The organism is Actinomycetota bacterium (assembly GCA_040905475.1).
Lineage (GTDB): Bacteria > Actinomycetota > AC-67 > AC-67 > AC-67 > DATFGK01.
The window spans coordinates 1-22,355 of sequence record JBBDRM010000121.1; the positions used below are offsets into that span (position 1 = coordinate 1).

Annotated in this window: 24 protein-coding genes; 13 read left to right on the plus strand and 11 right to left on the minus strand. The window is 66.0% G+C overall.

From position 1 onward, the window contains the following. Nucleotides 1-30 precede the first annotated feature (30 nt). From WEB06_14455 to WEB06_14480, 6 genes are all read right to left on the minus strand, one after another. On the minus strand, nt 31-447 hold the full coding sequence (locus WEB06_14455) for a type II toxin-antitoxin system VapC family toxin (protein MEX2556814.1): 417 nt from the start codon (nt 445-447) through the stop codon (nt 31-33). After that, on the minus strand, nt 444-695 hold the full coding sequence (locus tag WEB06_14460) for a CopG family transcriptional regulator (protein MEX2556815.1): 252 nt from the start codon (nt 693-695) through the stop codon (nt 444-446). The genes WEB06_14455 and WEB06_14460 overlap by 4 nt, the downstream gene beginning before the upstream one ends. A 97-nt stretch (nt 696-792) precedes the next feature. Then, entirely contained in the window at nt 793-1,641 is an 849-nt protein-coding gene (gene speB / locus WEB06_14465; protein MEX2556816.1) for an agmatinase, read from the minus strand. Then, nucleotides 1,638-2,504, minus strand: a complete 867-nt coding sequence (gene speE / locus WEB06_14470) for a polyamine aminopropyltransferase (GenBank protein MEX2556817.1) — start codon at nt 2,502-2,504, stop codon at nt 1,638-1,640. The genes speB and speE overlap by 4 nt, the downstream gene beginning before the upstream one ends. A gap of 23 nt (nt 2,505-2,527) precedes the next feature. Continuing rightward, a complete protein-coding gene (gene speD, locus WEB06_14475; GenBank protein ID MEX2556818.1) occupies nt 2,528-2,872 on the minus strand; it encodes an adenosylmethionine decarboxylase in 345 nt (114 codons plus the stop codon). A 7-nt stretch (nt 2,873-2,879) separates the two neighbouring features. After that, nucleotides 2,880-3,338 carry an arginine decarboxylase, pyruvoyl-dependent gene (locus WEB06_14480; GenBank protein MEX2556819.1) on the minus strand — a complete coding sequence of 153 codons (459 nt, stop codon included), beginning with the start codon at nt 3,336-3,338 and terminating at the stop codon, nt 2,880-2,882. A 188-nt stretch (nt 3,339-3,526) separates the two neighbouring features. Here WEB06_14480 and WEB06_14485 point away from each other — a divergent pair, with 188 nt between their 5' ends. Both WEB06_14485 and WEB06_14490 read left to right on the plus strand, forming a co-directional pair. Continuing rightward, a complete protein-coding gene (locus WEB06_14485; GenBank protein MEX2556820.1) occupies nt 3,527-5,035 on the plus strand; it encodes a CapA family protein in 1,509 nt (502 codons plus the stop codon). A gap of 67 nt (nt 5,036-5,102) precedes the next feature. Next, on the plus strand, nt 5,103-6,341 hold the full coding sequence (locus tag WEB06_14490; protein MEX2556821.1) for an ATP-binding protein: 1,239 nt from the start codon (nt 5,103-5,105) through the stop codon (nt 6,339-6,341). Here the strand turns inward: WEB06_14490 and WEB06_14495 are convergent. Both WEB06_14495 and WEB06_14500 read right to left on the minus strand, forming a co-directional pair. Beyond that, on the minus strand, nt 6,295-7,329 hold the full coding sequence (locus tag WEB06_14495) for a glycosyltransferase family 2 protein (protein MEX2556822.1): 1,035 nt from the start codon (nt 7,327-7,329) through the stop codon (nt 6,295-6,297). The two genes, WEB06_14490 and WEB06_14495, sit on opposite strands and share 47 nt — an antisense overlap. Next, entirely contained in the window at nt 7,326-8,315 is a 990-nt protein-coding gene (locus tag WEB06_14500) for an iron-containing redox enzyme family protein (protein ID MEX2556823.1), read from the minus strand. The genes WEB06_14495 and WEB06_14500 overlap by 4 nt, the downstream gene beginning before the upstream one ends. A gap of 125 nt (nt 8,316-8,440) precedes the next feature. Here WEB06_14500 and WEB06_14505 point away from each other — a divergent pair, with 125 nt between their 5' ends. The 8 genes from WEB06_14505 (at nt 8,441) to WEB06_14540 (ending at nt 15,732) form a co-directional block, all read left to right on the plus strand. Then, nucleotides 8,441-9,940 carry a pyridoxal-dependent decarboxylase gene (locus WEB06_14505; protein MEX2556824.1) on the plus strand — a complete coding sequence of 500 codons (1,500 nt, stop codon included), beginning with the start codon at nt 8,441-8,443 and terminating at the stop codon, nt 9,938-9,940. A gap of 106 nt (nt 9,941-10,046) precedes the next feature. Next, nucleotides 10,047-10,433: an ATP-binding protein gene (locus WEB06_14510; GenBank protein MEX2556825.1), complete on the plus strand. Its 387-nt coding sequence runs from the start codon at nt 10,047-10,049 to the stop codon at nt 10,431-10,433. Between the two features lie 99 nt (nt 10,434-10,532). Continuing rightward, nucleotides 10,533-12,056 (plus strand): FAD-dependent oxidoreductase, encoded by a 1,524-nt coding sequence (locus tag WEB06_14515; protein ID MEX2556826.1) that lies wholly within the window; start codon nt 10,533-10,535, stop codon nt 12,054-12,056. 89 nt (nt 12,057-12,145) lie between these two features. Next, nucleotides 12,146-12,415: a TraR/DksA C4-type zinc finger protein gene (locus tag WEB06_14520; protein MEX2556827.1), complete on the plus strand. Its 270-nt coding sequence runs from the start codon at nt 12,146-12,148 to the stop codon at nt 12,413-12,415. Nucleotides 12,416-12,879: 464 nt separating this feature from the next. Further along, nucleotides 12,880-13,812: a hypothetical protein gene (locus WEB06_14525; protein MEX2556828.1), complete on the plus strand. Its 933-nt coding sequence runs from the start codon at nt 12,880-12,882 to the stop codon at nt 13,810-13,812. 111 nt (nt 13,813-13,923) lie between these two features. Beyond that, the gene (locus WEB06_14530) at nt 13,924-14,286 is read left to right on the plus strand and encodes a hypothetical protein (GenBank protein MEX2556829.1); all 363 of its coding nucleotides are present in this window, start codon (nt 13,924-13,926) and stop codon (nt 14,284-14,286) included. Next, on the plus strand, nt 14,287-14,790 hold the full coding sequence (locus WEB06_14535; protein MEX2556830.1) for an N-acetyltransferase: 504 nt from the start codon (nt 14,287-14,289) through the stop codon (nt 14,788-14,790). Nucleotides 14,791-15,300: 510 nt separating this feature from the next. Further along, entirely contained in the window at nt 15,301-15,732 is a 432-nt protein-coding gene (locus tag WEB06_14540; GenBank protein ID MEX2556831.1) for a (4Fe-4S)-binding protein, read from the plus strand. Nucleotides 15,733-15,757: 25 nt separating this feature from the next. Here the strand turns inward: WEB06_14540 and WEB06_14545 are convergent, their stop codons facing one another. Next, on the minus strand, nt 15,758-17,263 hold the full coding sequence (locus WEB06_14545) for a CapA family protein (GenBank protein MEX2556832.1): 1,506 nt from the start codon (nt 17,261-17,263) through the stop codon (nt 15,758-15,760). A gap of 670 nt (nt 17,264-17,933) precedes the next feature. On the opposite strand from WEB06_14545, the gene WEB06_14550 reads away from it, so the two are divergent. The 3 genes from WEB06_14550 to WEB06_14560 all read left to right on the plus strand — a co-directional run bounded on the left by WEB06_14550 (nt 17,934) and on the right by WEB06_14560 (nt 19,922). Continuing rightward, nucleotides 17,934-18,482 (plus strand): hypothetical protein, encoded by a 549-nt coding sequence (locus WEB06_14550; GenBank protein MEX2556833.1) that lies wholly within the window; start codon nt 17,934-17,936, stop codon nt 18,480-18,482. 394 nt (nt 18,483-18,876) lie between these two features. After that, the gene (locus WEB06_14555; protein ID MEX2556834.1) at nt 18,877-19,371 is read left to right on the plus strand and encodes a hypothetical protein; all 495 of its coding nucleotides are present in this window, start codon (nt 18,877-18,879) and stop codon (nt 19,369-19,371) included. Further along, nucleotides 19,368-19,922 carry a cupredoxin domain-containing protein gene (locus WEB06_14560; GenBank protein ID MEX2556835.1) on the plus strand — a complete coding sequence of 185 codons (555 nt, stop codon included), beginning with the start codon at nt 19,368-19,370 and terminating at the stop codon, nt 19,920-19,922. The genes WEB06_14555 and WEB06_14560 overlap by 4 nt, the downstream gene beginning before the upstream one ends. Nucleotides 19,923-20,013: 91 nt before the next feature. Here WEB06_14560 and WEB06_14565 read toward each other — a convergent pair whose 3' ends face one another. Further along, nucleotides 20,014-21,699: a hypothetical protein gene (locus tag WEB06_14565; protein ID MEX2556836.1), complete on the minus strand. Its 1,686-nt coding sequence runs from the start codon at nt 21,697-21,699 to the stop codon at nt 20,014-20,016. Then, the coding region (locus WEB06_14570; GenBank protein MEX2556837.1) for an adenylate/guanylate cyclase domain-containing protein at nt 21,584-22,355 on the minus strand (772 nt) is incomplete at its 5' end. The genes WEB06_14570 and WEB06_14565, both read right to left, overlap by 116 nt.

Consider the following 22,355-nt stretch of genomic DNA (forward strand, 5'->3'; position numbering starts at 1 on the left):
GACCGCCGACCGCGTCAAAAACGCGGTCGGCTAACCCTCGACGAGTTTCCTCGGGTCGAACCGCACCACGCCGGCTACTTGATCGAACGACTTCTCGGCGCTCACGATGCCCTCAAGACCGTACGTGATCACGACGGCGGCATGGATCGCATCGCGCGGAGCGAGTCGCCGATAGCCCTTGACGAGGTCCGAAGCTTCCTCGATCTCGCGCCTCGTGACGGGGAACGGATCCGGAAACCCCGCCAGGACCTCCCCCACCAGCCTGGCGGCATACGCTCGCTCACCTCGTCTGGTATAGACGTCGAGAAGTTCCTGGAGTAGTTCAACATCGATCCCGAAGGCGGCGGGATCGCGCTCTGCCCGGGCAAGCAGGGAGGTAGAGGCAGCCTTATAGGGATGACCGCGACCGCGCGCATAGACGATCACGTTGGTGTCGAGGAGCTTCACGGCTCCCGGTCCACGTAGCGACCGATGAGCTTCTTCGCCTCTTCCCAGGTCCCAACATCTACCTCGGGGCCGGAAGTAAGGAATCGGAACGCCGCCTTCCGGCGCTCAGCGGACGGCTGAAGATAGGTGCGCCGGACCGCGTCGCGGACGAGCTCCCCGAGCGACATACCCCGCTGGACGGCCTCACGCTTGAGGGCGTCGAGCTCCTCCTGGCTAAAAAGGATCTCGGCCCGCTTGTTCATCGCCATCTCAAGAAACCTCCGTATGCCTCCGGATACCGTACTCCGGATACATACGGAGGTCCAAAGACCGGTTCTCTGGGATCTGCCCAGAGGGTTTCTGGGACTACGTGCCGGTCCGCACGAAGGCGAGCAGGATCTCACGAACCAGCTCGGCCGCAACCACGGTCGAGACGCCGCTCGCGTCGAGCGGCGGCGCCACCTCGACGAGATCAACAGCCACGATGTCTAAGCCATCCAGCGCAAGGATGGCGTCACGGAGCTCCTTATAGGTCGAGCCGCCGGGCTCCGGCGTGCCGGTCCCGGGCAGGATGGACGGGTCGAGGACGTCGAGGTCGATCGACAGGTGAACGGGACGGCCGGCGATCTCGGCACGGGCCGCCGCCGGGATCGTCACGTCCTCCGACCACGCCAGCAGCATGCCGTCGGCGTCGGCGAACTCTTCGCGCGAGCCCGATCGGATCCCGAGTGCGATGGTCGGCCCGCCCTTGGCCATGTGGCGCGTGCCGCACGCGTGCGAGAGCTCGCTGCCGTCGTACGACGGCCGCATATCGAGGTGCGCGTCGAACACAACGTGCGCTACCCCGTCGCGAACCCGTCGTGTCCCGGCCGTGGTGCCGATCGAGATGCTGTGGTCGCCGCCGAGCGACACCACGAAGCGGCCGGCGCGAAGGTGCGCCTCGGTCGCCACTGCGATGTGCTCCATCACCGCCGCGGCACCGAGTCCTTCGAGCGCGAGATCGCCGGCGTCCGCGTAGGCCAGATCTTCGAGGTCGCGCTTCAGGCGTGGCGAGTACGTCTCGATGGACTGCGATGCGGCACGGATCTCGTTCGGCGCGGCGCGAGCGCCTGCGCGATAGGACGTGCCCCCGTCGTACGGGATCCCCTGGATGACCGCGGCGGCCGGTTCGAGGTCTCGGGAGGCCTCGAGGTAGACGCCCGATGGATCGCTCACGGCGTGAACGGGTTGCGCGAGTCGCCTTCGAGGCCTTCGCGGATGATCCCGGGGAGCCCGAACGACGCGACGTGCACCTCGGGCGTCCAGTACCGGGCCGCGATCTTTCGCTCTGCGGCGCGCGCGCCGGCGGCGCCCGCATCGATATCGAGCCGCTCACCGCAGAGCATGAAGCTCCAGACCACGCCGGGGTACGTCGTCACATGGCCGAGGTACAGGCGCACGTCGGGGAACGCCGCTTGGGCGTTGCGGAACGCCATCCGCATCTCGTCCTGGAAGTAGATCGGGGAGCCGACCTGCGCGGCGTACACGCCGCCGGGATTCAAGCGCTCGAGGCAGCGGCGGTAGAAGGGCGTCTCGAACAAGACGATCCCCGGCCCGACCGGGTCGGACGAGTCCACGATGATCGCGTCGAACGGCTCGCCGTCCGCGTGAACGTACGCGTTGCCGTCGTCGAACGTAACCGTCGCCCTGGGGTCATCCCACACGTCCCCGCCGATCGACGGCATGTACTCGCGCGAGAGCGCCGTGACGCGGTCGTCGATCTCGACCATCACGGCCTCGGTCACCGTCGGATGCTCCAGCACGCGGCGGATCGTCCCACCGTCTCCCCCACCGATCACGAGGACGCGGAGCGGCTCGGGGTGCGCGAGCAACGGAACGTGCACGAGCATCTCGTGGTAGAGGAACTCGTCGCGCTCGCTGGTCTGCACGGCACCGTCGAGCACGAGCGTGCGTCCGAAGGTCGGGTGCTCGTAGATGTCGATGTGCTGGAACGCCGAATCCTCAGCGTGAAGCAGCTCGCCCTCATAGGCGAACTCCACGCCGGGAGCGGGCGTCTCGAAGAAGCGGCTCGGAGCCACGACGACGACCTTATCCGAGACGGTTAGGCGGACAGCCCGCGCTTGACCTCGACGATCTGGATCCGTCCGGGCGAGAAGTACTTCTTCAGCGTCTCGATCCCGGCGTCGGCGTCCATATCCTTCGAGCAGGTGAACAGGTCGACGGCCGCGTAGCCGTACTCCGGCCACGTGTGGATGGTTAGGTGCGACTCGGCGATGATCGCAACGCCTGAGCAAGCCCCGTTGGGGAACTCAACGATCTTCGTATCGAGAAGCGTGCCTCCTGTTCGACGCACCGTTTCGTTCAGAGCCTCTTCGACCAGCGGCGGGTCATCCAGATTGGATGCTTCCCACAGCTCGACGAGAAAGTGCCGCCCCAAAGCGTTCATCGTCCGATCACCCCCTCCACAACACCGCGGCTGCTACCGCGCTCCCGATCTTCTCTACGACGTGCTCGGCCGTGGCGAACACAAGCTCGTACGGCTCGAGTCCTCTCTTGTGCATGCCCTCTTCCACCATGCGGCCGACCCGGTCCTCGATCTCCCCCGCGCTCCACGGGCCGTGTGCTTCCATGAGCACACCGCCTTTGGGGGTCACGCCGACGCCGATGCAGGCAGAGACGTGCTCGCCTGGGGTCTCGGAGACCATCTTGGCGTAGACGGTGGGCGTGAGCGTGCCCGTTGGGATCTCGGGAAGCGGGGAGAGGGCGGCGCCCTCAGGAAAGATGCTGGTGACGGCTATGAGGTTGAGATGGCCGATGCCGGCCTTTAGGAGTGCATTGTCGAACGCCGTAAGCTCGGAGTCGCCTTCGGCGGCTCCCCAGACGAGGCAAACCTTCGTCGGGCGCTCGTACAATCCACTCCCCTTTAACAACCACCCCGCTATGCGGGCCTCGACAGCACGCCGCACGGCCCGTCACGGAGCCGTGCGCACTGGACTTTGTACCCCCTACGACCCCTCGACGCAAATACCTTTTCAAGCAAGGGACGTTCCTCCTCTCTCTGGCTCGATACGCTTGTTAGCATCGCGGCGATCGGGACATCGTGAGCAGCAGAGAGAGGCAGATCCGTCTCCTTCGAGGCCTGCTGGCGCTCGCCCTGGCAGCATCCGCCGCGGCCCTTCCGCGGATCGAGGCATCGAAGCCGCCGGCGACGACGCGAGCGGAGCGCGCCGCCCCTGCCGTGCCGGTCGCAGCGACCCAAGCCACCGGACGCCAGCCGCTCGCTTTCGTCGTCCACCCGACGCATCCGCCGCTCGACCTTTCCTGGGGAGATGCCTACGGGCTGGTGACCGGCTCGATCGATAGGTGGCGGCCGCTCGACGGGCGGAGCGCGCGAGTTCGGCTGGTGCTCGGGCCGGCGGCTGCGGCCCGGCTCGCCGGGCTTTGGCTGCTCTTGGGCAAAGCGCCTTCAGGCTTCCACGTCTCCGCCACCGAGACGGATGCTGCGAAGGCCGTCGCCCGGGACCCGGCCTCGGTAGGGCTGATCACCGGAGAGGCGCTGGGCGCCACGGTTCGGGCGGCCAGGCTGAACGGCGTCGACCCGATCCGCAAGCCCGCTTCCTACCAGCTGGCCGTACCGGGCGGCGACGCCTCCGCGCCGGTCATCACCGCCGTCGCGTTCGGCGACGTCATGACGTCACGAACGGTCGACCGCAAGATGGTCGCCGCCGGCGACTTCCGCTCCCCGTGGCGATCGGTCGCCGACACCCTCCGCGCCGCCGATCTCGCGTTCGGGAACTTCGAGGGCACGATCGCGCACGACGCGCAGCCGCGCCCCGGCGGAACGAGCTTCGTCTCGCGGGTCGGAGTGATCGAAGGCTTCACGTTCGCCGGGATCGACTTCTTGTCGCTCGCCAACAACCACGTGGGAGACTTCGGCGCTCGGACCCTGATCGAGACCCGCACGCTCATCCGCGATGCGGGCATCGCCACCGCCGGCGCCGGCGCCGATGAGGCCGAGGCTCGCGAGCCGGCGATCCTGGAGCGCCACGGCGTCCGGTTCGCCTTCGTGTCGTTCAACGCGATCGTCGGTCCGCCGGTCGCGACCGCGGAGGACCCCGGCGCGGTATGGATCCATATGGCGCCCTGGGATCCGTTCCGCCGGAGCGAGCTCGACAAGGTCGCCGCAACCGTGCGCGAGGCGAAGCAGAAGGCGGATGTCGTCATCGTGTATCCGCATTGGGGCCAGGAGTACACCGCGAAGCCGAATCCCGATCAGGTGCGCGTCGCGCACGCGTTGATCGACGCCGGAGCAGACATGATCATCGCGACCCACCCCCACTGGGTCCAGGGCGCGGAGATCTACAAGGGCCGGCTGATCGCGTACAGCCTGGGGAACTTCGTCTTCGACCAGACCTGGTCGACGGAGACGGAGCAAGGCGCAGCGCTCGAACTCGTCTTCTGGGGTCCACGACTCGTCGGAGCCTCGTTCGTCCCCGTCCAGATCGAAGACGCGCATCGACCGCGGTTCCTCGACGACCGCGCAGGTGCTGAGATCCTGAACCGGATCTGGGGCGCCAGCGGCGAGCCGTACCGACAGGGTCTTAAGTAGTCCAAATCCTCCGCTCTACGTAGAACTCGCCATGGACCGGGCACCACGGGCGACGTTCAATGGTCGCGTGAGCGGATCAACCGCGGCCATGGAGCAGACCCAGCTTCTCCTCGACCTGAGCCGTGAAGTCTCCACGACGCTCGACCTCCAAGGAGTCCTCAACCGGAGCTTGGCCGCACTTCGCCGGCTCATCTCGTTCGGCGGCGGCTCGATCCAGCTCGTACGCGACGGGTCGTTGATGCTCGTGGCCGGCGACCCGGATCCCACGCCGGATGCGTTGCGCATGCGGATACCGCTCGGGCACGGGGTCGGCGGTCGGATCGTCGCGACCGGCGAGCCCATCTACGTGGCCGACATCGCCACCGACCCTCGGGTTCCCCCGGCTTCACAGCGCGCGCTCAGTCCGGAGGTCCGCAGCTACTTCGGGGTCCCGCTGATCGCTCACGGGGAGCAGACCGGCGTGGTCCAGATCGACTCACCCGAACCCGACGGGTTCCCGGCCGAGGCGCGGACGCTCGTGCTCGCCTTCGCACCGACGATCGCCGCAGCAGTCCAGAACGCCGAGCTGTACGCGCGGGAGCTGGACACCATCGAGAAGCTCCGGAGCGCCGAGCGGCTCCGCACCGACTTCATCGCGATGATCTCCCACGAGCTCCGCACCCCCCTGACGACGCTCGCGGGCTTCTCCGAGCTCATCGCGAATCGCGCGGAAGCCCTCCAGCCGGCACTCGTCTCTGAGTTCGGTCACCGCATGTGGCGCGCCAGCCGGTGGCTTTCCCGGATGATCGGCGACTTGCTCGATCTCGCCCAGCTTGAACAGGGCGTCCTCAGCTTGGATATCACACCCACCGATGTGGCGGCCGTCGTCGCCGACGCCGTCGCGGTCGAGGTGCGCGAACCTCGCGTCATCCGTTCGAAGATCGAGCCCTCCCTGCCCCTCGTCCTGGCCGACCCGGCGAGGCTCGGTCAGATCCTCGGCAATATCCTGTCGAACGCGAGGAAATTTTCGCCGCGGGAGTCGATGATAGAGATCGAGTGTCGCCGGGAACGCGATCGCGTCGCCGTGTCCATAGCCGACAAGGGGCGTGGGATCCCCCCGACCGAGATCGATCACATCTTCGACGCATTCGTTCAGGTCGACCCCGGCCCTACCCGAGAAGCAGGCGGGATGGGAACGGGCCTCTACCTCACCAAGAAGTTGTGCGACCGGATGGGAGCCGGCATCGAGGCCGAAAGCACGCCGGGATCGGGAAGCCGGTTCACGATCTTGCTGCGCCCGGCCGGCCGCTGGAGCTCGTTGCCATGAGCGTCCATGAGTCTGATGCGCGGCCCCCATGCTTCCGTTCCAGGCTCGCGCGTGAGGAAGCCGCGCGTTTGAACCTGGTGCCCGCGTAGTCGACGCCGCCGAAGAGCAGTCGCGCTCCGAGCGCCATCCACGAGGTTACGCTCCGCTCCGCCAGCCACAGCGGTGCCGCGAGAGCGGACCGGAACGGAAACACGGCGGTGCCGCGCCCCCTACGCCGTCCTGCATCCGCGAGCGCGATGGCGGCGCCGGCCGCGGCCGCGGGGAGAACCGGGCAGGTGCGGGCGCCGGCGGCCGCGGCCGGTGCGAGCAGAAGCCAGAGCGCCATCCGGGGCGGGATGGCGAGATCGTCGTAGGCCTGGCGCACGCGCTGCGACCAGAAATGCCGCGCGTCGGGTGGACGGCGCTCGACGTAGAGATCGAGAGGGGAAGCGACGCGTCCGCCTGCGGCCTGAACGGTCCGGATCAGCTCCAGATTCTCGAAGAGCACGTCGCCGTCGTAGCCTCCCGTCGCAAGAAGGACGGATCGCCGGACACCGAGCGTGCCCGGGAAGTCGCTACCGAACGCGCGGTTGATCAGCGATCGCGCCGTGTCCCACGCCGCGTGCCACGGAAGGGGCCGGAAGTAGTTCTGCGGGCGCACGAGCTCGGCGTCGTCGAGGTGATCGGCGATGCGCTGCAGCCCGTCCCGCTCGTATCGCACGTCGTCGTCCGCGATCACGATCTTCTCGTGCCGGGCGAGGCCTAACCCCGTCAGCACTCCGTTGACCTTGCCGTTGCGGAAGCGAAGTGCCGGATCCGGGGGGACGTGGTTCACGTAACGCCTCCAAGCGATCCCATGCCGCTCGAACGACTCCCCCGGCGAGCCGTCGACGACGATCACCTCTTCGACGTTCGCAGCGAGCCAATGGAGGTAGCCGGTGAGGTCGGGGTGCTGCTCGGTGGCCCAGCGAAGCGGGAGGACGTAGGAGAGGGCGAACGGAGCGCTCACGCCGACAGCGAGAGTCTCACCGGTTCGCGTAACGACGTCTCGCCCGCCGTCCACGTTCCGATCAGGTACTCGGCGAACCGGCCTTCGAGCGCGAGCAGCGCGGCCGCGCCGAAGAGGATGTCCTCGGCCACCTCGGGCTCCTGGTCGGCGAGACCTGCGGCAAGGTGATGAGCGGCCAGCACCTCATGGGTCGCGTCGGCCTCGACGTGCTCCTCGTAGAAGTGCAGTGCGTCGGGACCGAAGCCGAGGCGGCGAAGGCCTTCCGCGTAGCGGCGGTTCGGTTCCGTCGAGGTCATCTCGAACCCGGCCAGATGGCCGACGATCGCTCCGCGCCAGCGGCGATGCAGACCGAACATCGACATCACGTTGACCGTCGCGAGCGTCGGGCCCGGGATCACATCGAGATAGGCGCCGTATTCAGTATCGAGGCCGAGCGCCCGCATCGACGTCGCGAAGAGCGATGAGTGCATCGCGGCCGCCTTGCCTTCGCCGTACTCCTCCGACTGGATCTCGATGAGCGCCGCCTTCGGCGCCCCCCACAGACGCGGGATCGCCCAGGTATGCGGGTCGGCTTCCTTCAACTGGTAGGCGGAACGGTGGACCATGAACTCTCGGAAGTGCTCGCCGGTTCCGTGGTCGCGCAGATAGGTCGACAGCGAAGGGCTCGGGTCCGAGCGCACCAGGTCGATCAAGCGTTGCTCGATCGACCCCTCCGTCGCAGGGCGGCCGACGGCCCGCTTGAGAGCATGCGTGAAGGAGCTCTCCATGCGAGCCCGCAGCCGCAGCAACGACGGATCCCATTCCCAGCCGTCGTCCACGCCGGGCAGGCCGCGGTAATGAAGCTCGTAGCAAAGATAGAGGGCGAGCTGGAAGTCGTCTCCCCCCAGCGCGTCGTCCACCGTCATCGGCAGGTCGCCGATCGTTCCCGGCGCGCCGGCGAGCGCGTCGAGAAGGAACTCCGTCATCGCGCCACGCGGCTGTGGCATCTTCACAGGTGATTTCCTTTAGGGTGGTCAGATCTGTGTCGGTCGAGGTCCAAGAAAGAATCCCCAAGGGCGGCGCCTTTCAAACGAGGTTCGCGCGGTCCCGCTCGGGGAAAACAGCGCCGAGCATGACCATGCCTAAGGCGCCCGAACCTGTTGGTGACCTCGATTGGGATGCGGCGCGAGCCGCGTCTTTTCTGGAGCGCGCCGGCGCCCTTTGGCTTGGGTATCTGAACGAGCTCTCCTCGTTGCCGGTCGGACGCTCTTGGCGCCCGGGCGAGGTCCGGGAGGCGGTGGCCCTGTCCGTCCCCAAGGAGCCCCTTCCCGACGACACGCTGTTCGAGCACCTTCGCTCCGTGATCTTCGATCACAGCGTCTACCCGGGCCATCCACGATTCATGGGTTACATCACCGGCGCGGGGACGGTGCCCGGCGCGGTCGCCGATCTGATCGCGGCCGGCCTGAACCAGAACCTCGGGGGCTGGCGGCATTCGCCCGCGGCAACCGAGATCGAACTCCATCTGACGCGATGGTTCGCGTCGCTCTTCTGCTTGCCGGAATCGGCCGGCGGGATGATCACTTCGGGCGGTGCGATGGCGAACTTCACCTGCCTGAAGATCGCGCGCGATCGCGTCGCCGGCTGGGACGTGCGCACGCGCGGCCTCGCCGGCGGACGGCGGCTGGTGCTGTACGCGTCGACGGAGGTGCATGCGTCCGTGTGGCGAGCGGCCGACATGCTCGGGCTCGGCATGGACGCGGTACGGCCGGTGCCGGTCGACGGGTCGTTCCGTCTGCGGCCGGACGCGCTCGAGGCGTTGATAGTCGCCGATCGTCTTTCGGGCCTGCGGCCGTTCGCCGTTGTCGCGAGCGCAGGGACGACGGCCACCGGTGCGATCGATCCGTTCCCGGAGATCGCGCGTATCGCGGCGGAGAACAAGCTTTGGTTCCACGTCGACGCCGCCTACGGCGGGGCGGCCGCGCTCTCCCCCGGTCTCCGGCCGCTTCTCGACGGCATCGAGCGTGCCGATTCGATCGCGTTCGATCCCCACAAATGGCTGTCCACGCCCCATCCCGGCGGGTGTGCGTTGGTGCGGGACCTGTCCCATGCCTACGACTCGTTCCACTACGGGGCCGCGTACACCGTCGAGGATCGCGAGCGCACGGGCTCGACGTTCGACTTCGGGTCGCACGGGCCGCAATGGAGCAGAGGGTTCACGGCGCTGAAGATCTGGGTGTCGTTGCTCGCGCACGGCGAGGACGCGTACGCGCGCCGCATCGCCCACGATTGCGAGCTCGCGCGATACATGGGCTCGCTCTTGGAAGATCACCCGGAGCTCGAGCTCGCCACGCCGGTGTCGCTGTCGATCTGCTGCTTCCGCTACGTCCCGCCCCACGGCCGTCGGGAGGACGGGTACCTGGACCGCTTGAACGAGCGGCTCATGACCGAGGTTCAGGTCGACGGCCGCGCGTACCTCTCGAACGCGATCCTGCACGGACGGTTCGTCCTGCGGGCTTGCATCGTCAACTTCCGAACCGAGGCGAGCGACGTGGAAGCCCTGCTCACCGCCGTGGTCGAACTCGGGCAGAGACTCGATTCGGAGATGAGCACGAATGACCCGATCGCGTAGTTTCACGCGTGCTTGTATTGGCTCTCCACAGCAGATCGATGGAACCGACCCGAAGGAAGAGCTTGTACCGGTGTTCCTTCGGCGTGAGGTGGGAACGGCACTAGTGATGAACCTTTTGGATGCGGTGATCCCAGCAGGGATCGAGGCTCCTCGCAAAGCGCGGAGATTGCTTCAGGATGTCCTCTCGCAGCTCCCCGTCGAGCAGGCCGACGACGTGAAGTTGATGGTGAACGAGCTCGTGACGAACAGCGTGAAGCACGCCTCGGTCGAACCCGGCGCTCCTATCCGCGTGCACATCGAGATCGAGGGGGATGCGCTTCGAGGAGAAGTGTTCGATCAAGGCGTCGGATTCCGCATACGGCCGATGGCAAGGGAGCGGCCGGGCGAGTCCGGATACGGCCTTCGCCTGGTGCAAGGGATGGCCGATCGATGGGGCCTCAACGTGCGCGACGGGACCTGCGTCTGGTTCGAGGTCGACCTCGCCGTCGCCTGACGCAGCATCCCCCACGAACCTCGCGCCCGATAAGCCACGCATCCGTGTGCCGAGGCGATCCGAGGGGTAGATGCATCCCGTCGCCGGATGGAGGTCGTCATGGGTAGCTTGAACGAACGCAACCCGTCCCTGTGGGTCGAGACCTCGCAGGAGACGAATTATCGTACGTTGAGCGGCAAGCCGAGCTTCGATGCGATCGTGATCGGCGGCGGGATCGCCGGGCTCAGCGCGGCGTACATGTTGCAGCGCGACGGCATGAAGGTCGCGGTGCTCGAGGCGGGACGCATCGCGTCAGGGGTCACCGGCTACACCACGGCCAAGGTGACTGCCCTGCACGGCCTGATCTACGCCGACCTCCTCGAGCGGCACGGCGCCGAGCGCGCGCGCATGTACGCAGCGGCGAACAGCACTGCGGTCGACATGATCCGCTCGATCGTCGACGCAGAAGGGATCTCGTGCGAGCTCGAGCGGCAGGACGCCTACACGTACGCCGACACGATCGACGGAGCCGACGCGATCCGTCGAGAGGCCGACGCCTGTCGCGAGATCGGACTCGCCGCGGAGCTCACTTACGACGTGCCGCTCCCCTTCCCGGTATCGGCGGCGATCCGGCTGAGCGGCCAGGCCCAATTCCATCCACGCGCATACTGTCTCGGCCTCGCGGCCGCGATCCACGGCAAGCGCGGCCGGATCTACGAGCGCACCCACGTCTCCGACGTCCAAGAGAAGGTCCGCGTCTGCCACGTGAAGACGAAGCATGGAACGCTTTCGACGCCGCACGTCGTGGTCGCCACGCACCTGCCGTTCATGGGAGACGGCCGCTTCTATGCGAAGACCGCGCCCAGCCGCTCGTACGCGATGGCGTTCCCCGGCGGCGGCGCGCTCTCCGGCATGTTCATCGGCTCCGAGGAGCCCACCCGCTCGCTGCGGCCGGCGACGGCCGCCGGACGGCGCTGGCTCATCGTCGGAGGCGAGCGACACAAGGTCGGCCAGGACGACGACACCGAGGCCCGCTACGCCGCGCTGGAGTCGTGGGCGCAGGAGAAGCTGTCGCTGGGCGAACCGGCGTACCGCTGGTCGGCGCAGGACTACGTGTCCGTGGATGGGATCCCGTACGTCGGAAATCTGACCGCCGATCACCAGCGCGTGTTCGTCGCGACCGGGTTCCGCAAGTGGGGCATGACGAACGGCACCGCGGCAGGCGTGATGATCGCCGACGCGATCGCCGGCCGAGAGAACCCGTGGGCGACGGCGTTCGATTCGACGCGCAAGCGGTTCCCGCAGGCCGCCAGGAAGCTGCTCACCGAGAACCTCAACGTCGCCAAGCAACTGGTCGGCGGAAAGCTCCCGGTGAACGGTCACACGCCCGAGGAGCTGGCGCCCGGGGACGGCCGGATCATGAAGGTGGACGGCGAGACGGTCGCCGTTTCGCGAGACGACGCCGGGCGTTTGCATGCCGTGTCACCGGATTGCACGCACATGGGCTGCCGCGTTGCGTGGAACACCGCGGAACGGAGCTGGGACTGCCCCTGCCACGGATCGCGGTTCACGCCGGACGGTGAGATCATCCAGGGCCCGGCAACACAGCCCTTGAAGTCGCAGGAGATCGTATTGAAGCGCTAACCGGCGCGATGGACTTGTTCCCGCTCAAGTTGGTCGCCGGCCGTGGTCGGGACTGGTTGACCATCCACGGCCTGTGGTAGAAGCGCGACGTGGATGACGGGTTGATCCGCGCGCGCCTCGAGGAATTGCGGATCGAGCTCGTTCGCCGGTCGATCCGGAAGCCCGGGAGCGCGAGAAGCTCATCGAGCCGCCCGACCACTGAAGCCGGGCTTGAAGATGTCGATCGCGCGATCCGGATGCTCGAGAGGGGAACGTACGGCGTGTGCGAGAAGTGCGGGCTGCCGATCTCTCAGGACCGGCTGGATGCCTACCCCGCTGCACGATTCTGTATGGAAGATCAACGGAACGCCGAACGCTAAAGGAGTTGCCTTTGAGCTCGCCAATCAGATCGAGTGCACTTGATGAGAGTTTTCTCAAACCATGCGCTCATGGATTGCGTCTCATAACTTCACGAGCGCTTCTACGGCTCAGATTCAGGTCGTTGATCTCAGTGGACCGGATCAAGGTGTGCCAGGTCTTCCGGTAGAAGCCCGGCCCTCAGCCGCTCAGACGTAGGACGCGACCAAACGCCACGGTGAGGCGGCTCGACTCGGGCGACATCGGGCCGAACAATGAGGGCCTCGGCCAGGAGGTCTACAGAGTATTTTCCTGCATGGCCTCGATCAAGGCTCGGCCGCCATAAGCCGAGATGTCCTATATGAGGGAAAGCCACACCCGGATGGACGGGAGATCGTTCGTCGGCGTCCGCTACGGGGAAGCGGGAGACGATTGGGCATTCGTACCCGACGTTCTCGCACGCATCGACGAAGCTGGGTTCGCTCGTGTGAACGAGGGAGAGTGGGACGACCCTGCGGAAGTTCCGGAGTGGTGGACGACCGTCGAAGGAGGACGAGTCGTTTGGGGGCGGTTTTCCGACCGCCCGAACGATGAAGTCCCCGTAGCTGTCGTCGCGAAGGACCGACCGCTAGATGAGACTCTGCTCCAGCGCATCGCGGGCGAGACGGGCGCACCGGCGCTCATTACCCCGCCGATCGAACACGCTTCATTTCTCCAGCTTCCTAAGGTAACAGCTCGGGCGCTCTTGGAATGGAGCGTTAGCGTAGTCGTCGGAGTCCTCGCCTTCGGTACGCTCGGTGGGTTGGTCCCCGCGATACTGGCTAGTCTCTTTGGAGATGCCGCCCCCACCGAGCAAATCGCTTCGGTCAGTTTCGGCGTAGGCACCATCGCCGGAGTCGTTCTGATGAGGCGCCTGATTACGCGACGGAGTCGCATACTCCGCGCGATGGTGCTCATCGCTTCCGGCGCTGCGATATTCGCGTGGATCGTCGTCCTTGCTTCCGGGATCGCGATCCGCCGGGACCGGGCGACGTTCCTAACTGCGTCTGAGCGCGCGTGGTGCAACACGTCTATGGAGAAGGTCTATCTCCAGGCTGATCGCCTAGGCCTAGCGCCGGTCGATCGGATCAGCCGCGAAGCCGCCCTTACGCCCCGCCAGGAAGTATTCACGACGTACTCCTTCTTCCAGCGCCGCGATGTCGTCGATAGCCGTACGGTCTACGACGTGAGCGGAGACTTCCTGCGCGCGAACGACGCAGTCGGGCGGTGGCCGCACTGGTATTTGGGACGCTTCTTCGGCCTAGACCAGGAGTTCCGCTCGTACAAGAACTTGCTCCCGGCGGGAGCGCCATTGCTCTGGTATTCGGATCGCGACTTTCCGCGCGCGTGCACGGCCGCATATCGAGCCCTTCGGAACTGAAGGCTGACCTCGTCGCCAGTACCGAGCAGGGCAGCCCAGTCCGTCCGGGCCTAAAACTACGCTGTCATCATTCTATTGACAGTAGAAAGCCGTCAATATATCCTTGACAGCATGAAAGCTGAGAACAGGGACTTTGCCCATGTAGTTGAGACCCTAATCGAAAACGTCCGCGGTCTTCTCGACTCTCCCAACGCACGAGATCGCGTCAGGGCGGCGCGTCATATTGTTGCGGGCGTCGAGATCCTTGAGCGCCGGGTTCTCCTCGAAGCTCAAGCCTCGGGCATGACCTGGGCCGAGATTGGAAGCGTCTACGGCGTCTCGCGGCAAGCCGCTCACCGTAGATTCTCAGACGAGACCGTAGTTCCGGCCGACTACTTCGACGCACTACTTGATGAGCTCGATGAGCAAGCCGAGGTCGTCCCGAACTTGGCCCAAGCCGCCAAGCGACTTCGACACGCTGCAGAGCCGCGGTAGGTGCCTGGGTTCGAACGGCTCACGCCCGAGCATTTAGTTCAACCCTTCGTCTCGGGAAACGACGACCTGGATGACTGGTTTCGAGAAGCAGCGGTGACGGCCGATCGAGCTGGCACGGCCCGGGTTTACGCGTGGATAGGCGACGAGCGGGAAGTGATCGGCTATTTCGCGATCGTTCCTCACAACATCCGTAGGGAGGACGTCCCTCCTGCTATCGGACGCGGAGCTCCGGGCGCTATCCCTGGTTTCCTTCTCGCCCGGCTGGCGCTGTCGGAGCACTTGCACGGGGGTGGTCGAGGCGCAGAGCTACTCGCAGGAGCAATCGCAACGATTTTGGCCGCGATCCAGGCGGGCGGTGGCCGCGTGATCGTCGTCGATGCAATCGACGATCGTGCCCGTGGATTCTATGAACACTTCGGCTTTCGTCCGATCCCGGCAAACCCGAATCGGCTGGCGATGAAGGCAAGCTCCGCGGCCGCGTCGCTGGCGCTGCCATGGCCGTAACTGGCCGCGACGATTCCGCAACGCCATCACCGGGTCTGATAACTGCCCCGCGATTGGCTGTGACCGAATCGACTCAGTCTCTTCCGCCCCGGCCGCTCTGGACCGTTGCCGCCAAACTGCAGGGGCCGCGCTTGCCGTTGGTGAAAGGTCTACTTCCCGCGCAGCGTCCCAGATGATCCAGATGAGTGTCGCTAGCGGCACGCCTTGGAAGAAGAGCATTTGAAGCCACCAACCTGCCGGAATGAACCCGACACGGTTGCGAGTACATGCGTAGTCGGGAACGTCGCACTCGTGTCCATGCCCCTTGCTGTTGCCGCGATAATGACCTCCGCTCATGGCAAGAGGTTGCTACCTGATGTTCGAGACTCGGACTAGTTTATCGCTTAGTAGAGCGCGGGAGATCCCTGCAGCCCAATGGCTCAGTGCGGGCGAGAGGACTTGAACCTCCACATCCTTGCGGACGCTTGGCCCTCAAGAGAGAGGTAGGGTGTCTCCCGAGGAGGATGCCGGGTGACGTCGTCGGAAGGATCAGCGGTTCCCTCGGGCAAGGAGTACCCCGCCGACGGCATCACGGTTTGGTGGGACTCCACGAGGTGCCGGCACTTCGCCGAATGTCGCCGCGGCCACCCCGCCGTCTTCGAGACCGGCCGGAAGCCCTGGGTGCGGCCGGACCTCGGCGAGCCCGCCGACATCGCCGAGGTGATCCGCCGGTGCCCGACCGGGGCGCTCCACTACCGCCTGCCCGACGGATCCGAGGAGGAACCGGCGGTCCCGACGAGCGTCCGGCGTCTGAGCGCCGGGCCGGTCTTGCTCCGTGGGGACCTCGTGATCCGGACGCTCGGGGGCCCCCTACGCGACACGCGAGCGGCGCTGTGCGGATGCGGGAAGACCGAGAACAACCCGTTCTGCGACGGCGCCTGCGGCATCGACCACTCCGCTTAGGACCTCGAAACCCAGCGATCGCTCGCTAGCAAGGAGAATCGTTCGGGATCGGCATCCGCGGTACGACGTAGGCGCCGCGTGGCTTCGCCCGGTCCAGACGCCACGGCTGGCCGCTCGCGCCCCACACGCGCTCGAGGATCGGGAGCCCGTCGTCCCACGACAGGAACCGCGGGCGATACCGGTCGTCGATGAACACCGGGAGCAGCTCCATCTGCATGAGGCGGTCGCCCCAGAAGGTGAACTCGGCCGCGAAGCCGCGGCGGGGCTCGTCGAACCAGTGCATGTCGAACACGAAGTTGCCGAGCGAGTGGACGATGATCCCGTCCCGGTAGCGCTGGATCCCCTGCACCCAGTGCGGATGCGTGCCGATCACCAGATCAGTACCGGCGTCGATCAGCGCGCGGCCCACGCGCTGCTGGTCGGCGTTGAAAGAGAACGTGTGCTCGTCGCCCCAATGGGGATAGACGATGACGACGTCGACCTGCTCCGCCAGGTCGCGTACGGCTGCAAGCATGCCATCGAGCGCGCTCGTATCGAGACGGAAATACGGCGCCATTGGGATCGCGTACGGCCCTGCGCGCGTCGACGTCGCGGCGGGGATCTCGGCCGAGCCGTTGAACGCGAGGAACCCGAATCGGGTTCCGTTCCGCTCCACGATCGCCGGCTCGAGCGCGCGAGTGATGTTCGCGCCGGCTCCGGTCGTCCCGAACCCGGCGTCGCGGAGACGTCGCACGGTCTCGACGACACCTCGTGGGCCGTAGTCGCCGATATGACCGTTGCCGAGCGACAGGACGTCGACACCGGCGAACCGGAGTCCCTCGATCGCCTCCGGGATGGCTGCGAACGGCGGCGTGTTGCGCGGCCGACCGTCGCCGCACGACATCGTCCCCTCGAAGTTCGCGAAAGTTAGATCGGCGGCCGCCATCCGAGGTCCGACGTACCGGAACGGCAACGTGTGGTCGCCGGCCTCCCGCATCTCGCGCCCGACCTGACGGCCGAGCATGAGGTCGCCGGCCGCGAAGACCGTCGTCACCGTTCCATCGGGGCGCCCGAGGATTTTCAGCGGGTACTTCGCCGGGTGCCTAACGGGGCTGAGCGCGTCGACGCTGAACGCGCGGACGGTCGGTGCCACGGCGTCCGCCGCCACGATCGCGATCGCGTCGAAGTCCCGTTCGACGATGCGGATCGCTTCCGGATCGCCGGCGGTTCGGGTTACGAGCGGGCCGCCGGCCACCCCGCCATCCAACTCGAGGTCCGCCGAGGGTCCCTCGATCAGCCGGATCCGTGCGGCGGGCTGACCGAGGTCTCGCCAGTCGCCGATCTGCCCCTCGAGGAGACGTTCCGCGACGGCACGACTGAGATCGATGGGCGGACGCGTCGCATGGCCTACGATCGCCAGCGGCATGCGCCGGGCATCGGTCGTCGGAGAGGCCGGGGCCGGCGTCGGAGCATTCGCGGCCGGGTCGGTGTCCCGACTTGGGCAGCCGAGCGTAGCGAGCAACAGCGCGACGGCGATCCGGTTCGCACGCACGGGTCCGATGCCACGGTACCGCGCCGGGCGGACAGCCGCTGAGGCGTCCTGTGGGGTTCAGAGCGGTGCGCTTGATGAGAGTTTTTTCTAACCAATGATTCATGGATCGAATCTCACAGTTCCACGGAGGGTCTATGGGAAAACTACGGAACGCTCCGAGGCCCGAGGGGAGGAACGCTCCAGCCTGGTGATTCTGCAAGGATGGCCGCCCCACCCCACCAACTCTTCTTGATGACCTTCGCCCGACCGATGAAGGACGCGCTTGAGAATGCGCCAACCCCCGCGCTAGATTAGCCGACATGGACGCTGCCAGGATGGGCCTCTTGGTTCGCGCAGGAATACTGGCCCTTCTCATCGCAGTTCTCCTCTGCCTCTCATTGGCCACAGCGATGCCCGGCATGGACGTGAGCCGCGCTCTCACCATGTGCTGTGCGCTCGCTATCGTCGTTCTGATCAGGGCGGCCTCATCCTTATGGGTGCCGAGGACAGTTCTCGGCGCCATACCCTACAGTCGATGCCATTCGCCTCACCGGCCCGATCTCTCACTCTTCTGGCCGAGGCCACCTGATCGCGTTTCTCTGCGTTCGCTGTTGATTTAGATCTCCTTTGCCTAAACGCCTGCGCCGACGTGCCGGGCACAGGTGTTCGTTTCATCTCGCAGAGGAGATCCGTGGATACGCACGATCGGTCGAAGTTCGGGAGCGCGCTGGTCAACTGCCTCGTCCTGCTCTCCGCTGGAGCAGCGGCGATCCATTTCGCGGTTATCGGAGATCACTTCGATGAGTATTGGGCCTATGGCATATTCTTCGCGGTCGGCGCCTGGCTGCAGATCCTCTGGGCGATCGTGCTCGGTGCGAGCGTGTCGAGGTGGCTCCTTCTCGCGGGTATGCTCGGCAATGCGATCATCGTCGCTATCTGGGTCGTCTCCCGAACGAGTGGCCTTCCTGTCGGCCCCCACGCTGGCACTCCCGAGACAGCGGAGTTCATCGATATCCTCGCAACAAGCTTTGAGCTCCTGATCGTGGTGGGAAGCGTTGTACTGGTGAGAGGCTCGGCCGAGAGGCTCAGATTTGGCACTCGCGGGGCAACGGTCACAACGGTTGCGAGCGCGCTGATTGTTGTCACTCTAACGACCGCGGCTATCGCCAAGGTGTCCGTACCACATGAGGAGAGTGATGTATTTCATGAAACGCCACAGCATCACACGCCGCAGCGATAGACGCCGGCTCGGCGTAGTAGTCGCCACTGCGGCGATCGGACTCACCGCATGCGGCGGCGGCAACGCAGGCTCGTCGTCCAGAGCCCCAGGGGTTGGAGAGCCAGCGAGGACCTTCCATCACATCCACGGGCTCGGCGTAGACAAGTCCGGGGCGCTGTATGTCGCAACTCATGCCGGGCTGATCCGCAGCCAAGACGACAAGAGCTGGGTCTACGTAAGTGCCGATCGAAGCGACCACATGGGATTCACCCTGGACCCCAAGAGCGGAAGGCTGTTTCGTAGCGGTCACCCCGTGACCGGAGGATCTCTGGGAGTTGAGTCGTCAGCAGACGGCGGAACCTGGGAGAGACTATCGAACGTTCTCGAGCCCCCGGTCGACTTCCATGCCATGACCGTGAGTCTGTCAGATGCGGCCACCATTTACGGATGGGATTCACGGAGCGGCAAGACACTCCGCTCGGTCGACGGAGGTCGCTCGTGGCAGGAGCTCTCCCTCAAGGGGATCGGCAGCGCCGTTTTCAGCTTCGCGGCTCCCGCAACGGTAGGCGTCATCCTCGCAGGGACGCCGTCGGGGCTGTTCCGCTCGATCGACCGAGGAACTTCGTGGACGCGAATCTCGTCGATCGGTGACGGGTATGTAGTCTCCGTCGCCGCCGATCCCGACGATGCGAATCATTTCTTGGCGTTCACCGAGCGCGGGATGAAGATCTCGAGAGACGGCGGCGCGTCATGGACGCCATCGCTCGGCGGCATCCCGCCCACGGTCGCCGCCAGTTCTCTCGCGATCAGTCCCGTGGATGGCCAGGTTGCCTATGCGGCGGATGCGCAGACGATCTTCAAGACCATCGACGGCGGCAAGTACTGGACCGTCGTTCGGAGCGAATCATGACGATGATGGCCTGGCGTTTCTTGTACTGGCTGTTCTTCGCAGTTGGTGTCATCGGGGTAGTTCTCGGTGCCGCCGTGCTCCTGCGGGCCATGCATCACCGACGTCCCAAGGTTCTGATCGTAACAGCGACTCTGCTCATAGTTGCCGGACTGAGCGGGATTGTGATCGTCGTGGCAGCGGAGCCCGGAGGGTTCGGACAGAACATCATGGGCATGGGCGGCATGAGCATGATGGGAGGCCGAAGCGACGTCGGCCCCACACCTGCCGCCTCCCCCGGAGCCTCGAAGCAGACAATGAGGGCGAGCGAATTTGCGTTCTTACCCGCGGAGTTCAGTGTGCGGGCCGGCGAGACGCTGAACGTGGAGCTCCAAAATGGTGGCAGCATCCTCCACACGTTCACCATTCATGATCTGAACTTCGAGGTTGAAGCCAACGCGGGACAGAAGGCATCCGGCGCGTTGCGAGTCGAACGACCGGGAATCTACGAGTTCATCTGCTCGGTCCCAGGACATGCCCAATCCGGCATGCGAGGCCGCGTGATCGTGAACTAGCGACGCATTGTCGTCGTCCGTCCTGCTCAGGTGTCGTGCACTTGATGAGAGTTTTCTCCAACTAGGCGCTCATGGAGCAGGTCTCGCGACTTCACGAACTTGCGTCCGGTGAGACGTGATCGCCCTGGAGACGCTGGCCGGGCAAGGCGAGAGTCTCCAGCGCGAGATCAAAGGCCGCATCGAGCGTGAGCGACCGTCCTCGCTCCCAGGCGTCCGCGAAGGCTTGGTCGTTGAGTTGTCCTTGGATCTTTTCCAGGTTTTCCTTATCCATCTTCACAACCCACTGCTCGACCGTGCGATCCTCGGTGCGAAGAGCATCCCCGGCGGAGATCAGCGTTGCAGCCTCGGCCGGTCGAGCCGCTATGACGAGCAGATTCGCGACGCGGCTCAGCGCCGTGAGCAGCAACCCCTGCTCGCCGAGCTCCCGGCTCACGAGAAGGCTTCCCCGGATGAGCTCCACCGCTTCCGGCATCCTGCCCTCCTCGGCCTCGAACCAACCGAGCACACCGAGTGTGTGCGCCTCCATTTCCCTGAAGCCGGCCTTCCGTATCCGGACGAGGTTCGCCTCGTGCAGCTGCCGGCAGATATCAAGATGACCTTGCTCTTCATGAGACCAGGCGAGCGTTCGGGTCGTCACAATGGCGAACTGCACGTCGCCGACGCGCTCGAACCCCTCGACGGCCGCCTCCAGTAGCGGCTGCCCGGATGCCGGGTCGCCGAGGTTGACGAATGCTCCGCCCATCGTCCATTGAGCCATCGCTACTCCCCGTCCATCCCCATGAGCGCGATAGATCTCGAGCGCCTCCTCCGCGTATCGCTTCTCAGCGACGGCATCCGTTTGGACGACGGCGGCCGCCGCGCCGAGGAGCGCTCGGGCGCGCACGAGCGTCGGGCGGTCGTCCGCGGCCAGGAGGCTCTCTAGCCTGCGGCCGCCTTCGGTGGTGTGTTGCGCGTAGTACCAGAAATCCGACAGCGCACCGCCCAGCTGCAACGCGAGCTGCGTCTCTCCGGACGTCGAAAGCGCGTCGATCGCCCCGCGGAGGTTGTCGAGCTCGGCCTCCAGACGATCGACCCATTCTTGTGAGTAGATGCGGAGATTTGGCTCCGCTTCTTCCGCGAGAGCGAGATAGCGTTCGGCATGACGCCGCCGCGACGCGTCCGCCTCGCCGGATGCCTCGAGCCGCTCGATCGCGAACTCGCGGATCGTCTCGAGCATCCAGAACCGATCCCCCGTGCGCCGCAGCAGGCTCTTGTCGACGAGCGATTGGATCGTGTCGACGTCGGCGTCGACGACCGCCTCGGCGTCCCCGAGCGTGCACCCCCCGCCGAAGACGGCGAGCCGCGCGAACAGTTTCTGCTCCTCGTCCGAGAGCAAGTCGTGTGACCACGCGATAGTCGCGCGCAGTGTCGCCTGCCGGGGATCGGCGTCCCGGCCCGCCTTGAGGAGGTCGAGCCGACCGGCGAGGCGCTCGAGCAGTTGGGCCGGCGGGAGCACGTTGGCCCGCGCAGCGGCGAGCTCGATCGCGAGCGGAAGGTTGTCGAGGCGCCGGCAGAGTTCGGCGACGGTGTCGTCCGCTTCGACCCGTGCACGCGCGCAGAACAGCGTGACGGCTTCGGGCTCGACGAGGGGCAAAACCGGGAAGTCGATCTCGCCGCGGATCTTAAGGAGCTCGCGGCTCGTGACGAGGAGACGCAGGTTCGCGCATGCTTCCAGGAGCTTCCCGAGCGCCGGCCCCGCGTCGATGACTTGCTCGAGGTTGTCGAGGAGCAGCAGCATCTCGCGCTCGCCGATGTGGTCGCGCGTCCTTTGCGCCGAGCATCTTCGCGATCTCCTCCGGCACGTCGGCTGCTTCCCGAAGGGTCGCGAGGCCGACCCAGAACACGCCGTTGCGATGCTCGGGCACAAGCTCCGAGGCCGCCTCGATCGCCAGACGGGTCTTGCCCGAGCCGCCGGGGCCGGTCAGCGTCACGAGCCGGGCCTCGCGGAGGAGTGCGCACACCTCGGCAACCTCGCGTTCGCGACCGACGAAGGAGCTCGCGGGGTGGGGAAGGTTCGTATTCGAGATCGTCTTCAGCGGCGGGAACCGCTCGTCGCCGAGCTGGAAGATCCACACCGGCTCGGCGAAGTCCTTGAGCCGATGCTCGCCCAGATCGGTGAGTTGGGCGTCGACGGCATTGCGCGTCTCCAGCGAAAGGACGATCTGTCCGCCGTGCCCGGACGCTCCGATGCGAGCACCTTTGTGGACGTCGGGACCGACGTATCCCTCGCTGGTTAGGTGAGGAGAGCCCGTATGGATGCCGACTCGAACATTGATCGGTCCCGCCGCGAGCGCCCGGCAGCCCTCGCGTGACGCATCGACGGCACCCTGAGCGGACGGGAACGCGTAGAAGAACGCGTCGCCCTGTGTGTCGACCTCGACGCCGCCGTGGCGA

Bases quoted from the DNA above. Each gene is read 5' to 3' on its own strand.
- WEB06_14460 (MEX2556815.1), bottom strand. From the start codon at position 695: ATGGCGATGAACAAGCGGGCCGAGATCCTTTTTAGCCAGGAGGAGCTC.
- speD (MEX2556818.1), bottom strand. From the start codon at position 2,872: ATGAACGCTTTGGGGCGGCACTTTCTCGTCGAGCTGTGGGAAGCATCC.
- WEB06_14500 (MEX2556823.1), bottom strand. From the start codon at position 8,315: ATGCCACAGCCGCGTGGCGCGATGACGGAGTTCCTTCTCGACGCGCTC.
- WEB06_14505 (MEX2556824.1), top strand. From the start codon at position 8,441: ATGACCATGCCTAAGGCGCCCGAACCTGTTGGTGACCTCGATTGGGAT.
- WEB06_14510 (MEX2556825.1), top strand. From the start codon at position 10,047: ATGAACCTTTTGGATGCGGTGATCCCAGCAGGGATCGAGGCTCCTCGC.
- WEB06_14515 (MEX2556826.1), top strand. From the start codon at position 10,533: ATGGGTAGCTTGAACGAACGCAACCCGTCCCTGTGGGTCGAGACCTCG.
- WEB06_14530 (MEX2556829.1), top strand. From the start codon at position 13,924: ATGAAAGCTGAGAACAGGGACTTTGCCCATGTAGTTGAGACCCTAATC.
- WEB06_14560 (MEX2556835.1), top strand. From the start codon at position 19,368: ATGACGATGATGGCCTGGCGTTTCTTGTACTGGCTGTTCTTCGCAGTT.
- WEB06_14565 (MEX2556836.1), bottom strand. From the start codon at position 21,699: ATGCTGCTGCTCCTCGACAACCTCGAGCAAGTCATCGACGCGGGGCCG.